The 13,751-nt window shown below is 61.2% G+C and carries 12 protein-coding genes; 5 read left to right on the forward strand and 7 right to left on the reverse strand.

All coding sequences use genetic code 11. The features are described from left to right. Positions 1–57 precede the first annotated feature (57 nt). The 5 genes from ACP7AP_RS01945 to ACP7AP_RS01965 form a co-directional block, all read right to left on the reverse strand. A complete protein-coding gene (locus tag ACP7AP_RS01945) occupies positions 58–1,812 on the reverse strand; it encodes an acetolactate synthase 3 large subunit (RefSeq protein ID WP_426031682.1) in 1,755 nt (584 codons plus the stop codon). A gap of 465 nt (positions 1,813–2,277) precedes the next feature. Beyond that, positions 2,278–2,652, reverse strand: coding sequence for a VOC family protein (locus ACP7AP_RS01950; protein WP_426031684.1), 375 nt, complete (start codon positions 2,650–2,652; stop codon positions 2,278–2,280). Continuing rightward, positions 2,649–3,488: an arginyltransferase gene (locus ACP7AP_RS01955; protein ID WP_426031686.1), complete on the reverse strand. Its 840-nt coding sequence runs from the start codon at positions 3,486–3,488 to the stop codon at positions 2,649–2,651. Before ACP7AP_RS01955 ends, ACP7AP_RS01950 begins: the two co-directional genes overlap by 4 nt. Before the next feature lie 181 nt (positions 3,489–3,669). Further along, the gene (locus ACP7AP_RS01960) at positions 3,670–4,149 is read right to left on the reverse strand and encodes a DUF2852 domain-containing protein (protein WP_426031688.1); all 480 of its coding nucleotides are present in this window, start codon (positions 4,147–4,149) and stop codon (positions 3,670–3,672) included. A gap of 233 nt (positions 4,150–4,382) precedes the next feature. Beyond that, positions 4,383–4,847: a YbaK/EbsC family protein gene (locus tag ACP7AP_RS01965; RefSeq protein ID WP_426031690.1), complete on the reverse strand. Its 465-nt coding sequence runs from the start codon at positions 4,845–4,847 to the stop codon at positions 4,383–4,385. A 92-nt stretch (positions 4,848–4,939) separates the two neighbouring features. Between ACP7AP_RS01965 and ACP7AP_RS01970 the strand changes: the two genes are divergently transcribed. From ACP7AP_RS01970 to ACP7AP_RS01980, 3 genes are read left to right on the forward strand one after another with little or no spacing between them, the layout of a single operon-like run. After that, positions 4,940–5,572, forward strand: a complete 633-nt coding sequence (locus tag ACP7AP_RS01970; RefSeq protein ID WP_426031692.1) for a hypothetical protein — start codon at positions 4,940–4,942, stop codon at positions 5,570–5,572. Positions 5,573–5,611: 39 nt separating this feature from the next. Continuing rightward, positions 5,612–8,401 (forward strand): glutamine-synthetase adenylyltransferase, encoded by a 2,790-nt coding sequence (locus ACP7AP_RS01975; protein WP_426031694.1) that lies wholly within the window; start codon positions 5,612–5,614, stop codon positions 8,399–8,401. Positions 8,402–8,419: 18 nt separating this feature from the next. Beyond that, entirely contained in the window at positions 8,420–8,695 is a 276-nt protein-coding gene (locus ACP7AP_RS01980) for a hypothetical protein (RefSeq protein WP_426031696.1), read from the forward strand. Positions 8,696–8,859: 164 nt separating this feature from the next. Here the strand turns inward: ACP7AP_RS01980 and eda are convergent, their stop codons facing one another. Together eda and edd are read right to left on the reverse strand one after the other, a co-directional pair. Further along, positions 8,860–9,498, reverse strand: coding sequence for a bifunctional 4-hydroxy-2-oxoglutarate aldolase/2-dehydro-3-deoxy-phosphogluconate aldolase (gene eda / locus ACP7AP_RS01985; protein ID WP_426031698.1), 639 nt, complete (start codon positions 9,496–9,498; stop codon positions 8,860–8,862). Between the two features lie 131 nt (positions 9,499–9,629). After that, the gene (gene edd / locus ACP7AP_RS01990; RefSeq protein ID WP_426031700.1) at positions 9,630–11,435 is read right to left on the reverse strand and encodes a phosphogluconate dehydratase; all 1,806 of its coding nucleotides are present in this window, start codon (positions 11,433–11,435) and stop codon (positions 9,630–9,632) included. Between the two features lie 291 nt (positions 11,436–11,726). Here edd and ACP7AP_RS01995 point away from each other — a divergent pair, with 291 nt between their 5' ends. Beyond that, entirely contained in the window at positions 11,727–12,419 is a 693-nt protein-coding gene (locus tag ACP7AP_RS01995) for a DUF6778 family protein (protein WP_426031702.1), read from the forward strand. 61 nt (positions 12,420–12,480) lie between these two features. Further along, positions 12,481–13,743, forward strand: a complete 1,263-nt coding sequence (locus ACP7AP_RS02000) for an RSP_2647 family RNA methyltransferase (protein ID WP_426031704.1) — start codon at positions 12,481–12,483, stop codon at positions 13,741–13,743. Positions 13,744–13,751 lie beyond the last annotated feature (8 nt).

Genomic DNA, 13,751 nt, shown 5'->3' on the forward strand with positions numbered 1-13,751 from the left:
TCATCTGTTTTTAAATATCCTCGGGGGTCCGGGGGGCGAGCCCCCCGGTGTGACATCTCAAACCAGAACCGCGCCCTTGGCACCGATCACGCCTTGGGTATCGGCATCGCCCAAAAGCATCTCGTTATGCGGCTTGCCCGAGGGGATCATCGGGAAGCAATTCTCGTGCTTTTCCACCCGGCAATCGAAGATGAACGGCCCGTCATAGCGGATCATCTCCATGATCGCATCATCCAGATCCTTGGGGTCGGTCACCTGTATGCCCTTGCAACCAAAGGCTTCCGCCAATTTCACAAAGTCCGGCAACGACTCCGACCACGATTGCGAATAGCGCTCACCATGCAGCAATTCCTGCCACTGACGCACCATCCCCAGCCGCTCGTTGTTCAGGATGAACTGCTTGACCGGCGCGCGGAACTGCATCGCCGTGCCCATTTCCTGCATGTTCATCAGCCACGAAGCCTCACCCGCAACGTTGATCACCAGACTGTCAGGATGCGCAATCTGCACGCCAATGCTTGCAGGCAAACCGTAGCCCATCGTCCCCAAACCACCGGATGTCATCCAACGGTTCGGCGCCTCAAAGCCCAGATACTGCGCCGCCCACATCTGATGCTGGCCAACTTCGGTGGTGATATAGCGATCCATCCCCTTGGTCAGCGCTTCCAGCCGCTCCAGCGCATATTGCGGCTTGATCACCGATGCCGAGTTTTTATAGGTCAGGCATTTCACCGCCCGCCACTCGGCAATCTGCTTCCACCACTTCGCAAGGCCGTCTTTATTCACCCGCGCCCCGCGCGATTTCCACAAAGGCAAAGCCTCCTCCAGCACATGCGCAATGTCGCCGACGATCCCCACATCGACCCGGATCACCTTGTTGATCGAAGACGGGTCAATATCGACATGCACCTTCTTCGAATGTGGGCTGAAATCCGGGATGCGCCCGGTGATACGGTCATCAAACCGCGCGCCGATGTTGATCATAAGATCGCAGCCGTGCATCGCCAGATTGGCCTCATACAGCCCGTGCATCCCCAACATGCCCAGCCAAGCGGTGCCGCTTGCCGGATAAGCCCCCAACCCCATCAGGGTCGAGGTGATCGGAAACCCCGTCGCTGCCACAAACTCGCGCAGCAACTGGCTCGCCTTGACGCCCGAGTTGATCACGCCGCCACCGGTGTAAAACACCGGGCGCTCAGCGGTTTCCATCAACTCGACCATCCGCACGATGGCCTCGGGGTCGCCCTTCACCCGCGGTTGATAATGCGACACCCGGCTGGTTTCGATCGGCTTGTAGGTGCCGGTGGCAAACTGCACATCCTTCGGGATGTCGATCAGCACCGGGCCGGGGCGACCGTGCGAGGCGACATGAAACGCCTGATGAATCGTCTCCGACAGCTTCTCGGTATCCTTCACCAGCCAGTTATGCTTGGTGCAGGGCCGGGTGATGCCAATGGTATCCGCTTCCTGGAACGCATCGGTGCCGATCATGAACGTCGGCACTTGACCCGAAAGCACCACCAGCGGGATTGAATCCAGCAAAGCATCGGTCAGCCCGGTCACCGCATTGGTCGCCCCCGGCCCGGAAGTCACCAAAGCCACGCCAACCTTGCCGGTTGATCGCGCATAGCCCTCGGCCATATGGATCGCACCTTGTTCGTGGCGCACCAAGATATGGCGAATGTCGTTTTGCTGGAAAATCTCGTCATAGATCGGCAGCACCGCGCCACCCGGATAGCCAAACACAACTTCAACACCCTGATCCTTCAAGGCTTGAACCACCATTCGTGCTCCGGTCATCTGACGCGTCATGATCTTTTCCTCAGTTTGGGCCGCCGGCCCATGGATAACAAAAAGCCCCCGGAGGTGTCTCGGGGGCGCATGGGAAACCTGATGGTCAACCGTTACCGGCCCATGCGCTTTATCCTTACGACGACTAGAATGCCAAGCATTGCAGACCCCTTGAGCTTCGTCGGGGAAACTAGGGCGGCGCGGCAGGGGCGTCAACTGCAAATCGACGCGGAATATGTCGCCCAAGCACAGTTTTTTGAATTTTAATTGCTAAAACGGCGGCTTTTGTGTAATTTTAGCAATTTTACTCCGACTTGATGCCTCCGTTTGCGCCGATTCGAAACCAAACGCCGCCGCCACCCAAATTTTGTGCAGAAAAATCATCGCCTCATTGATGCAATTCTGCCGCTATATATTGTGGTGAACTTGGCCGAAAACACAAGTCATTCCCCGCTGGGAAGAAGCGTCCAAACGGGTTGCACGCGCTTACGCGGGTTGCAGCAAATCCCAGCGGTTGCCCCAGATATCGCGCCATACCGCGACCGTGCCGTATTCCTCATGGCGCGGGGCTTCCTCAAACACGCCGCCCGCCGCCACAATGCGGGCTGCATCGCGGGCGAAATCATCGGTGTGGAGAAACAGCCAAACCCGCCCGCCCGCCTGATCCCCCACCGCCGCCAGTTGCCGAGCCTCAACCGCCTTTGCCAGCACCAGTTGCACGCCACCACCCGCAGGCTGCACCGTCACCCAGCGCTTGTGGCCCTGATCTATGTCGGCGGTCAGGAGAAACCCCAAGCCATCGCAGAAAAACCGGATCGCCTTATCATACTCCGGCACTACCAGCGCAAACGATCCAATCACTCCCGTGGCACAGAACGCGCTTCGGGCAGCGAAATCCGCGCCACCTGCTCGGCAATCGGGTCAACCGACAGCGGATGCAACTCGGCCCGGTGATCGGCAGGGTCGCCGATATCCTGCCAAGCGCCGTGCTTGAAAATCTCCAGCGCGTTGAACCCGGCCTTGTAGCCCATCTTGCGGCTGCCCGGCACCCAATAGCCAAGGTAGACATAAGGCAGGCCGGCTTCGCGCGCGATGGCGATATGGTCCAGAATGGCGAATGTCCCCAGTGACAGATCAATCATATCGGGGTCATAAAAGCTGTAGACCATCGACAGCCCGTCATCAAAAACATCGGTCAGCGCCACGCAAGCCAAAGGCCGCCCGCGCTCGCCGGGCCCAGCCGCACGGGTATATTCGATCACCCGGCTTTTGATCGGGGTTTCCTCAATCATCGCGGCGAATTCGAACACATCCATATCCGCCATCCCACCATCGGCGTGGCGGGCATCAAGGTAGCGGCGGAACAGGCTGAACTGATCTTCCGTCGCCCAAGGGCTGGTCGCATTGCGCCGCAAATGCGCCGCGTTCTTCATAATCTTGCGCTGGGTCCGGCTGGGTTTGAAATCCGCGACCCTTATGCGCGCCGACAAACAGGCCGAACATTCCGCACAAGATGGCCGATACAGCACGTTTTGCGAGCGCCGAAACCCCTGCTTTGACAGCGAATCATTCAACCGTTGCGCCTGATCGCCCTGCAAGGCTGTGAACAACTTCCGCTCCATCCGCCCCTCAAGGTAAGGGCAGGGCTGCGGAGCCGTCACATAGAACTGGGGCGCAATCGGAAGGGTGTGGCGCATTATCTCGGGCTGCAAGGTTAGGGATAGCGCACCCTAGCAAGGCCAAGCGCCGCCGCCAAGCGCAATCACAAGCGCGATCCGCACGGGCCAAGCCAGCCGGGCAAGCCAGCGGAAACCCTGCGCAAACAAAAGCCCCCCGGCGCAAACCGGGGGGCTTTGGGGTCAGACAATTATCCGAGGATCAGTATTCGCCGGGGCGTGCCACTTCGGTCGGCGCGGCAGGGGCAGCGGCAGAGGCGGCACGGGCGCGGTCCTCCATAAAGCTGTCGAACTCCGATTTGTCCTTGGCCTCGCGCAGACGTTGCAGGAAGGATTCGAACGCGGTCTGCTCATCCTCCAGACGGCGCAGCATATCGGTCTTGTAGGCATCGAACGCGGCGTTGCCCGAGGGGCGCATCGCCGAATGGTTGCCGCCCCAGTGGTGCGCATGACGCTCAAAGTGACGGGCGCGGCGTTCCGCGCAAGAAGAACGGCTGAACATACGTTTGCTCCAGATCATATAGGCCAGAAAGGCCAGGCCCACGGGCCAGATGAAGATGAAACCAAGCACCATGGCAGCGATCCAGGCAAATCTGCCACGATCATCAAGCCAGGACTCGGCACGGCGCAGGATAGAGAAGATTCCGCCAGAGGAAGGGGCGGTGGTCGAGCTGGTATTCATCGGCGGACTCCCGTGTTTCGGTTGTTGTGTCAGCGTATCACCCTATGTGAATGCCTTTCACATGAGCCAAGATGCGCTGTGTCGGGTCCGCTTTCAAGGGTTATGTGAATGATATTTACATAAGGTCGGATCAAGAGCCAAAAATGCGCGAAAACCTGCCTAAATCAATCCCCAGCCGCCCCGGACCAAGTCCGAGGCGGCTGGCGTGTATTGGGACTGTTCACCCATAACCTTTAAGCGGTGAAATCTGCCACGATCGCCCCGGTGATCTGCTGCAACTGCGCAGGCGGGATCGCGAAAATATGCCGGGGCGTCCCCGCCGCCGCCCATACTGTTGCATAGGTGAGCAATCGAGGGTCCATCCACAACGGCAGCGGCGTCAGATGCCCCAAAGGCGACACCCCGCCAATCGCAAAGCCGGTCACTGCGCGCACCCTATTCGCATCGGCCCGCCCCAAAGCCTCGCCCGCCAAAGCACTGGCGCGGGCGGCATCCACCTGATTGCCGCCTGCGGTCAGAAACAGATACAACCCGCGCGCGCCGCCGAAAATGATCGACTTCACGATCTGATCCAACTGACACCCCGCAGCCTGGGCCGCTTGCACAGCCGTCCGCGTCTCGCCTGGCATCTCTAGCGGAGCCCCCACAACACCGCCCGCCTGCAGCGCCGCCATCACCCGCGCTCGACTTTTGCTCATCACATCCTCATGCTGGGGCCATCAAAAAACCGAAATTGAAAACAATTCTTGCGCCACCTCAAGCTTGAACCTTTGCACACCCGGAGATTGCTTTGCGTCTTGCTGTTATCTTGCTTGGCCTGATGGCCTCCGCCGCCCCTGCTCAGGATCTTGGCTCTGGCCTTGCCACCTGTGCCAAACTCGGCAGCGATCTGCGACGTTTGATCTGCTTTGACGCGCTGGTTGCTGCCAATCCTGCAGCGGACACCGCGCCTGCTGCTGCCAGCCCTGACACGCCGCCACCCGCTGGCAACTGGCAGATCATTCAGGAAACCAATCCGATGGACGACAGCCAAACCGTGATCCTGCTACTGCCGGAATCCGGCGCAGGCGACGCTTTGGGCCGTAAGGCCGAGCTTTATCTGCGCTGCCGCTCGTCTACACTGGAAGCCTTCATCTCATGGCAAGATTATCTTGCTTCTGACGGTGGCTATGACACCAAAGCCAAGGATGTCACCCTGCGCTGGGACAGCGAAGTGCCAAACACGCAGCGGCTGGATACCAGCACCGATGCAACCGCAACTTTTCTGCCCGCCCCGAACAGCTTTTACAAAACACTGCTGCACCATAAAAAGCTGGTGGGCCAAGTGGTGCCCTACAATGCGGGGCCAAGAACGGCGGTGTTTGATCTGCCGGGGCTGCAAGCCATCGCAGCGCCGCTGCGTGCGGCTTGCGGGCTACAATAGCCCGTTGACCCCGCCTGCAACCCGCCGCAAATTGCGGGTATGAGCCAGAATTTCGCAGCCCGTCTCACCCGCCAGCCCATCGCTTATGATCGCGATCAGGCAACTGACATTGCCACCAGCTTTGCTGACCTTGCGCCCGATCTGCGCGGCCTTTTGGCCAATACCGCAGGGTGCAGCCCCTACCTGAAAGCCCTGATGCTGCGCGAGGCGCAATGGTTGCGCGTCGCGCTCAACCTTTCCCCGGAAACCGCCTTCAACGCAGTTTTGGTGGCGCTGAACGATGTGGCCCTCGACCAACTACCAACTTCCCTGCGCCAAGCCAAACGCCGCGCGGCGTTGCTGACCGCCCTCGCCGATCTGGGCGGCGTGTGGTCGCTGATGCAGGTGACGAGGGCGCTGACCGATCTGGCCGACCGCGCCGTTGATCTGGCGATGCAGCGCTTGGTGGCTGATGAAATCCGCCGGGGCAAACTGCCCGGGGCCACCCCAGATGATGCGGCGACAGCGGGCGGCATGGTCAGCTTGGCGATGGGCAAGATGGGGGCGGGCGAGTTGAACTACTCCTCCGACATCGACCTGATCTGCCTGTTCGATCAGGACCGCTACGGCGATGATTGGCAAGACGCCCGTGCCGCTTTCATCCGTGTCACCCGCAAAATGGCGGTAATGCTGTCGGATATCACCGCCGAGGGCTACGTTTTCCGCACCGATCTGCGCCTGCGCCCGGATGCTTCGGTGATGCCAGTGTGCCTGTCGATGGCCGCAGCCGAAGCCTATTATGAAGCCCAGGGCCGCACATGGGAGCGCGCCGCCTATATCAAAGCCCGCCCCTGTGGTGGCGATATTGCGGCGGGCAATCGCTTTCTGAAAACCCTGACGCCGTTCGTCTGGCGCAAACATCTCGATTTCGCCGCGATCCAAGACGCGCATGACATGCGCCTGCGCATCCGCGAACACCGCGGCCTGAATGGGGCAGTGACGGTCGAAGGCCATAATATGAAACTCGGTCAAGGTGGCATCCGCGAGATCGAGTTTTTCACCCAAACCCGCCAGTTGATCGCCGGGGGCCGCGATATCAGCTTACGCGACCGCACCACTTTGGGCGGCCTCAAGGCCCTCGCTGCGAAAGATTGGCTGCCGTTTGAAGTCGCCACTGACCTCTCCACGCTCTATGTCCAACACCGCGACCTCGAACATCGCATCCAGATGGTCAACGATGAGCAGACCCATAACCTGCCGACCACGCCCGAAGGCATCGCCCGCATCGCCGCCTTCTGCGGGCAGGACGAAGCCAGCTTCCGCACAGACCTGCTCGATCGCCTGTCCAGAACCGATCGCCTCACCGAAGGATTCTTCGCCCCCAGCGCTGTGGAATCCGGTCCCGACCTCTCTGACCACGCAGCCCAGATCGTCAAAGGCTGGAGCAGCTATCCCGCGCTGCGTTCCGACCGCGCGGCAGCCATCTTTCTGCGGCTGCGCCCGATCTTGCTCAAACGCCTGACCCGCGCCGCCAATCCAGATGAGGCGCTGGTGGCGCTGGATGGCTTCCTCGCAGGCCTGCCCTCCGGCGTACAAATCTTCTCGCTGTTCGAGGCCAACCCGCAACTGGTCGATCTGATCATCGACATCGCAGGCACCGCCCCAGCCTTGGCGCGGTATCTGTCGCGCAATGCCAGCGTGTTGGATGCGGTGATTGGTGGCGCGTTTTTCGCGATTTGGCCCACACCCGCTGCCCTCACCGCCGAACTGTCCAAACGCCTCGACGATATCCCCGATTATGAGCGTAAACTCGACGCCGCCCGGCGCTGGATGAAGGAATGGCACTTCCGCATCGGTGTGCATCATCTGCGCGGGCTGATTGATGGCTTTGAGGCGGGCAAGCAATATGCTGACTTGGCCGACGCGGTCATCGCGGCGATTTGGCCCGTGGTCTGCACCGATTTTGCAGCAAAACATGGGCAGGCTCCGGGGCGTGGCGCGGTGGTTCTGGGCATGGGCAGCTTGGGCGCGGGCCGCTTGAATGCAGGGTCCGATCTTGACCTGATCATGATCTATGACGCCGCCGGGGTGGAAAATTCCCATGGCAAACGCCCCCTCGCAGCCCGCCCCTATTACGCCCGCCTGACCCAAGCCATGGTCACGGCGCTGTCGGCGCAAATGGCCGAAGGGCGGCTTTACGAGGTTGATGTGCGGTTGCGGCCTTCGGGGCGGCAGGGGCCGGTCGCGACCTCAATCGAATCCTTCCGCAACTATCAGGCCCATGAGGCCTGGACATGGGAACACCTCGCTTTGACCCGCGCGCGGGTGCTGGCGGGCGAGCCTACGCTCGCCGCCGAGGTGGAGGCGTTTCGCAGGGAGACGATTGCGGTGAAGGGGCAGGGGGCCACCGTGCTAAAAGACGTGGCCGACATGCGCGCCCGTCTGGCCGAGGCGAAGCCGGGCGCGGGCGGTTGGGACGCGAAATTCGGCCCCGGCCGGATGATGGACATCGAACTTCTGGCGCAAACCGTCGCCCTGCAAACGGCCAGCCCCGCGCGCGGGGTGGAACGCCAGATCGCGGCAGGTGGGGCGATCACCGGCGGAACCACTGCTAAACTGTCGGTTTCGGATCAGACGGCACTGCTCGATGCCTACAGGTTATGCTGGCAAATGCAGGCAGCGAGCAAACTTTTGTCCGACAAGCCGCTCGATCCAGCAACCTTGGGGCTGGGCGGCGTGGCTTTTCTGTTGCGCGAGGCCGGGGAGGCGAGCATCACGTCGCTGACCGAACGGCTGCTGCGGCAGGCTGCGCTTGCAGAGCAGGTAATTTCGGCCCATCTGAACGGGTGATGCATGGGGAGACGCGCGGTGGATCTATCAGAAGCAGACCCGAAAGGGCTGGTGCGCGAAAGCTACAATATTGAAGGCATCAGCTATGGCGAGTGTGGTCAGATCTTCATCGACTGGGTGCTCAGCCTGCCAGCGGTGGTCAACACCCCCGACTGTATCCGCGCCCTGATCGCGCAGTATGGCCTGCCGAACCCATACCACCCAATGACCAAAGTGCTGACCGAGGCACTGACCGCCCCCGAACACCCCAAACGCCGGGGCGGTCGCGCGGCGCGGTTTGCCACCAATCCATAAGCAGACCCAGCGAAACCCGCATTTGCGCCGCGCATTTTGACCGATCAGTACCAGATTGTGTGGTTAAAAATCTGTAAACCACAAGTCTCTCCCCGCTGGGAATAAAAGCCGTGATCCATGGCGGGGGCAACGCGCTGCGGCACGCCCGCCCCGCGTCGAAAGATTTAGCGCAACAGCACAGCCTCTGCCGCAAGCTTGGTGATCGCTGCCCAATCACCCTTGGCCATCGCCTCTTTCGGCGCAACCCAAGACCCGCCGACGCAAAGAATATTCTTCAGCCCCAGATAATCCCGCGCGTTTTTCAGGCTGATCCCGCCCGTAGGGCAGAACGACACCTGCGGAATAGGTGAGCCGATGGATTTGAGATAAGCCGCACCGCCAGCCTGTTCAGCCGGGAAGAACTTCTGCACCGTATAGCCCAGTTCCAGCAGCGCCATGATCTCGGAGGCCGTCGCAGCCCCCGGCAACAGCGGCAATTCATATTCCGCACAGGCATCCAGCAACCGCTCGGTCACCCCCGGCGACACCCCAAACTTAGCGCCCGCAGCCTTCGCCGCCTTCACATCCGCAGGCGTCAGCAAAGTGCCCGCACCCACCACGCCGCCCGGTACTTCTGACATCGCCCGGATCGCATCCAGCGCGCAAGCGGTGCGCAAAGTGACTTCCAGCGCAGGCAGACCGCCCTTCACCAAAGCTTCGGCGAGGGGTTTGGCATGCGCCAGATCGTCGATCACCAGCACCGGCACCACCGGGGCTAGGCCGCAGATTTCGGCAGCGAGGCGGGATTGTTTGCTCGGTTTCATCATCGTCTCCATCGCCATCTTACGGGGCAGGTTGAAAGTGAGGAGCCTCCGGCGGGGATATTTGAGCAGAGAGGATGACACTCAGATTAGGTCATCCTCTCTGCTCAAATATCCCCGCCAGAGGCGAAAACTTAGATCACCGCAGCCGCCCCGGTTTCCGAGGTGCCAACATTGCGGCGGAACGCTTCGAACAACTCGCGGCCCATGCCGTGACGGTTGGCGGACAGATCGGCGGTGACAGGTTCGCGGGTCTCAAAATCGGCAGCCAACACCGACAAAGTGCCCGCAACCGCATCCAACCGCACAATATCACCATCGCGCAGCCGCGCAAGCGGGCCACCCTTGGCGGCCTCGGGCGAGACGTGGATCGCCGCAGGCACCCGGCCAGAGGCCCCCGACATCCGGCCATCCGTCACCAAAGCCATCTTCAACCCGCGATCCTGGCAAACCGACAGCATCGGCGTCAGCGAGTGCAATTCCGGCATCCCATTGGCTTGCGGGCCTTGGAAGCGCACCACAACAATAGTGTCCGACGTAAACTCCCCCGCCTTGAACGCGGCTTTCACATCGTTCTGATCGTGGAAAATCCGGCAAGGCGCCTCAATGATATGACGCTCGGGTGCCACAGCGGACACCTTTATCACGCCGCGGCCAAGGTTGCCGGACAACTGCCGCAAGCCTCCGGTTGGCTGGAACGGATCGGAAGCAGGTCGCAAAATCTTGTCGTTCAGCGTATGGTTCGACCCCGGTGTCCAGGTCAGCCGCCCATCCAGCAGTTTCGGCTCGGTCCGGTAATGCCGCAGCCCTTCGCCTGCCACCGTCTTGGCATCGCCGTGCAGCAGCCCGTGATCCAACAACTGCCCGATCATATAGCCAAGCCCGCCCGCCGCGTGGAAATGGTTCACATCGGCCAGACCATTCGGGTAGACCTTGGCCATCAGCGGCACCGCTTGGCTGATCTCATCGAAATCCGCGAGATCGAGCAGCACGCCGGACGCCCGCGCCATCGCAGGCAGGTGAAGCACCAAATTCGTAGAGCCCCCTGTCGCCATCAGCCCGACCAGACCGTTGACGTAGGCGCGCTCGTCAAGAATCTCGCCAGCGGGCCGGAAATCATTGCCCAAAGCGGTGATCGCCACGGCGCGTTCGACGGCATAAGTGGTCAAAGCCTCACGCAAAGGCGTGTTCGGGTTGACGAAAGAAGCCCCCGGCAGGTGCAGCCCCATGAACTCCATCAGCATCTGATTGGTGTTGGCGGTGCCATAAAACGTGCAGGTGCCGGGGCCGTGGTAGCTGGCCATTTCCGCCGCCATCAGCACATCGCGCCCAACCTCTCCGGTGGCAAACGCATTGCGCACCTTGGATTTTTCGTCGTTGGGCAGGCCAGAGGTCATCGGCCCCGCAGGCACGAACACCGCCGGAATATGTCCAAACGCCGCCGCAGCCATCACCAGACCGGGGACGATCTTGTCACACACGCCCAGAAACAAAGCCGCGTCAAAAGTGTTGTGCGACAAAGCCACGCCCGCCGACAATGCAATCACATCGCGTGAGAAGAGCGAAAGCTCCATTCCGGCCTGACCTTGGGTCACGCCGTCACACATCGCAGGCACCCCGCCCGCGACCTGCGCCGTAGCACCTGCCTTGCGGGCGGCGTCGCGGATCAGTTTGGGATAATCCTCATAGGGCTGATGCGCCGAGAGCATATCGTTATAGGCCGTCACGATGCCAATATTTGGCACCCGACCTGCCGCCAAAGCATCCTTATCCACCCCCGTCGCGGCATAGGCATGGGCCTGATTGCCGCACGCCAAATGCCCCCGCGCCGGACCCTGATGCGCCGCTGCTGCCAGCCGTGTCAGATAATCGCCGCGTGTCTGAGCCGAGCGCTCGCGGATGCGGTCAGTCACGCGGTCAATGGTAGAGTTCAACGACATCGGGCACCTCAGGCTTGGCGAAAGCTGCAATAGCGGCATATTTTAGCTGTAACAGATGCTGTTAGCGCTAACAACACGGTTCTTCTGCAGGCGCGAACAAATTCTGGCCGCAGGGGTAGGGCGCTGGCCGCACATCTTCGGCCCGATGCAATCTAGCCAAAATCGTCAATGCACCTGCATCATACCTTGATTTGGCGCGATATTCACCAAAAACCCGCCACATTTGCAGGGCTTTATTTGGTTAATGCCCGATAAGTCTAAAGGCGGCGGGGCAACCAAAAGGGTGAAGCTATGAAGATGACTTCGATTTCCATACTGGTGCTGGCCTTGGGTCTTTCGGCCTGCGCGCAAACCACCTCGATGTCGACGCAAAACCAAGTGTCGTCGGATCTGTCGCAGGCCTCGCGCCTGCCACAAGCCCCCGGCCCGCGTGGCCCGGTGATGCTGCAAGCAGAATATGATGTGAAAGCCGTCAATGTCTCGGTGCCACATTCGTTGCGGGTGTCCGAGGCGAATACCTTCCGCCCCAGCGCCGATATCGTCTGGCGCGGCGACCTGCCGGGCGATCGCTATGCACAGGTAAAAGCGATCTTTGACGATGCAGCAGCGCGCAGCACTGCGACGATGCACACCGGCGCACCGGTTGTGGTTGATCTGGAGGTTGTACGCTTTCACTGCCTGACCGAGAAAACCCGCTACACCATCGGCGGGGTACATTCGATGCATTTCATGATGACGGTGCGTGATGCGGCCACCGGGACTATCGTGCAGGGGCCACGGATGATCGTAGCCGATGTCAAAGGCGCAGGCGGGGCGCGGGCGATTGCCGAAGAAGAAACTGGCCGTACGCAAAAGGTCGTTGTGACCGATAGGCTGACCGAAGTGATCCGGCGTGAGTTGTCGGCTCCGGTCACTGTGCTGCCCGCCGATGCGGTGGTGACGCGGTTTGACGGCAGCCCGGCGCAGTTGGCCAGCCTTCAATAGCCGCCCGCGCAGAAAAAACGCAGGCCTTTTCACAGCCGCGATATCTTAGTATGGGGGGGGCATGAGCTCTCCCATTTCGCATACCCCCGCCCCGCATCCCGCCGATGACGCCGACACCGGTTCCGAAACCGTATCGCGCCGCTATCCCATCGTTCGCTTGCGTCCCAAAGCCGAGGCCCGCGCGTTGCGTCACGGCTTCCCATGGGTTTATGCCGATGAACTGGTGACGGACAGGCGGACCAATAACCTTGCCCCCGGCGCTTTGGCGATTTTGGTCGATGCGGATCGCCGCGATCTGGGTCTGGTCACGGTCAACACCAATTCCAAAATTATCGCCCGGATGCTGGATCGCAACCCCGAAGCCGAACTCGATCAGGCATGGTTTGAGGCGAAACTCACCCGCGCTTTCTCACTGCGCGACCGTTTGTATGACCAGCCGTTCTACCGTCTGGTGCATGCCGAGGCCGATGGTCTGCCCGGCATCGTCATCGACCGTTTCGGCGATACCGCAGTGATCCAACCCAATGCCGCTTGGGCCGAGGCGCATCTTTCGGTGCTGGTCGCGGCTTTACAGGCGGTCACCGGCGTTACAACCGTGGTCAAAAACGCCACCGGGCGTTCGCGCGGGCTGGAAGGGCTGAACGAGGAAAATCTGGTGCTGGTGGGCGGGGTGTCTGCCCCGATCCAAGTGCCGATGAACGGTGCTATCTATTTGGCTGACGTGACCGGAGGCCAGAAAACCGGGCTGTTCTTCGACCAACGCCCGAACCACGCCTTTGCTGCAGGCTTCGCCAAGGGCGCAAAAGTGCTGGATATGTTCGCCCATGTCGGCGGCTTTGGTTTGGCGGCTTTGGCCAATGGCGCGGCTTCGGTTCTGGCCGTGGATGCCTCGGCCCCGGCCTTGGCGCTGGCAGGGCAGGGTGCCGAGGCTTCGGGCTTTGCCGACCGCTTCACCACCCGCCAAGGTGACGCCTTCGACGTGCTGGAAGCTTTGGGCGCAGAGCGCGCGCAGTTTGATCTGGTGATCTGCGATCCGCCCGCTTTCGCGCCCGCCAAACCGGCTTTGGAAGCTGGCCTGCGCGCCTACGAACGCATCGCCCGGCTCGCCGCCCCATTGGTCGCCCCCGGCGGCTATCTGGTGCTGTGCTCGTGCAGCCATGCCGCTGACCTCGCCTCGTTCCGCAACGCATCTGCGCGCGGCATCGGGCGCGGTGGCCGACGTGGTCAACTGCTACACACAGGCTTCGCAGGCCCCGATCACCCGATGCTGCCGCAACTGGCGGAAAGCGGCTATCTCAAGGCCCTGTTCTTCCGGCTCGATTAAAGTGGTTT

The organism is Cypionkella sp. TWP1-2-1b2, from assembly GCF_049896245.1.
Taxonomy (GTDB): domain Bacteria; phylum Pseudomonadota; class Alphaproteobacteria; order Rhodobacterales; family Rhodobacteraceae; genus Cypionkella.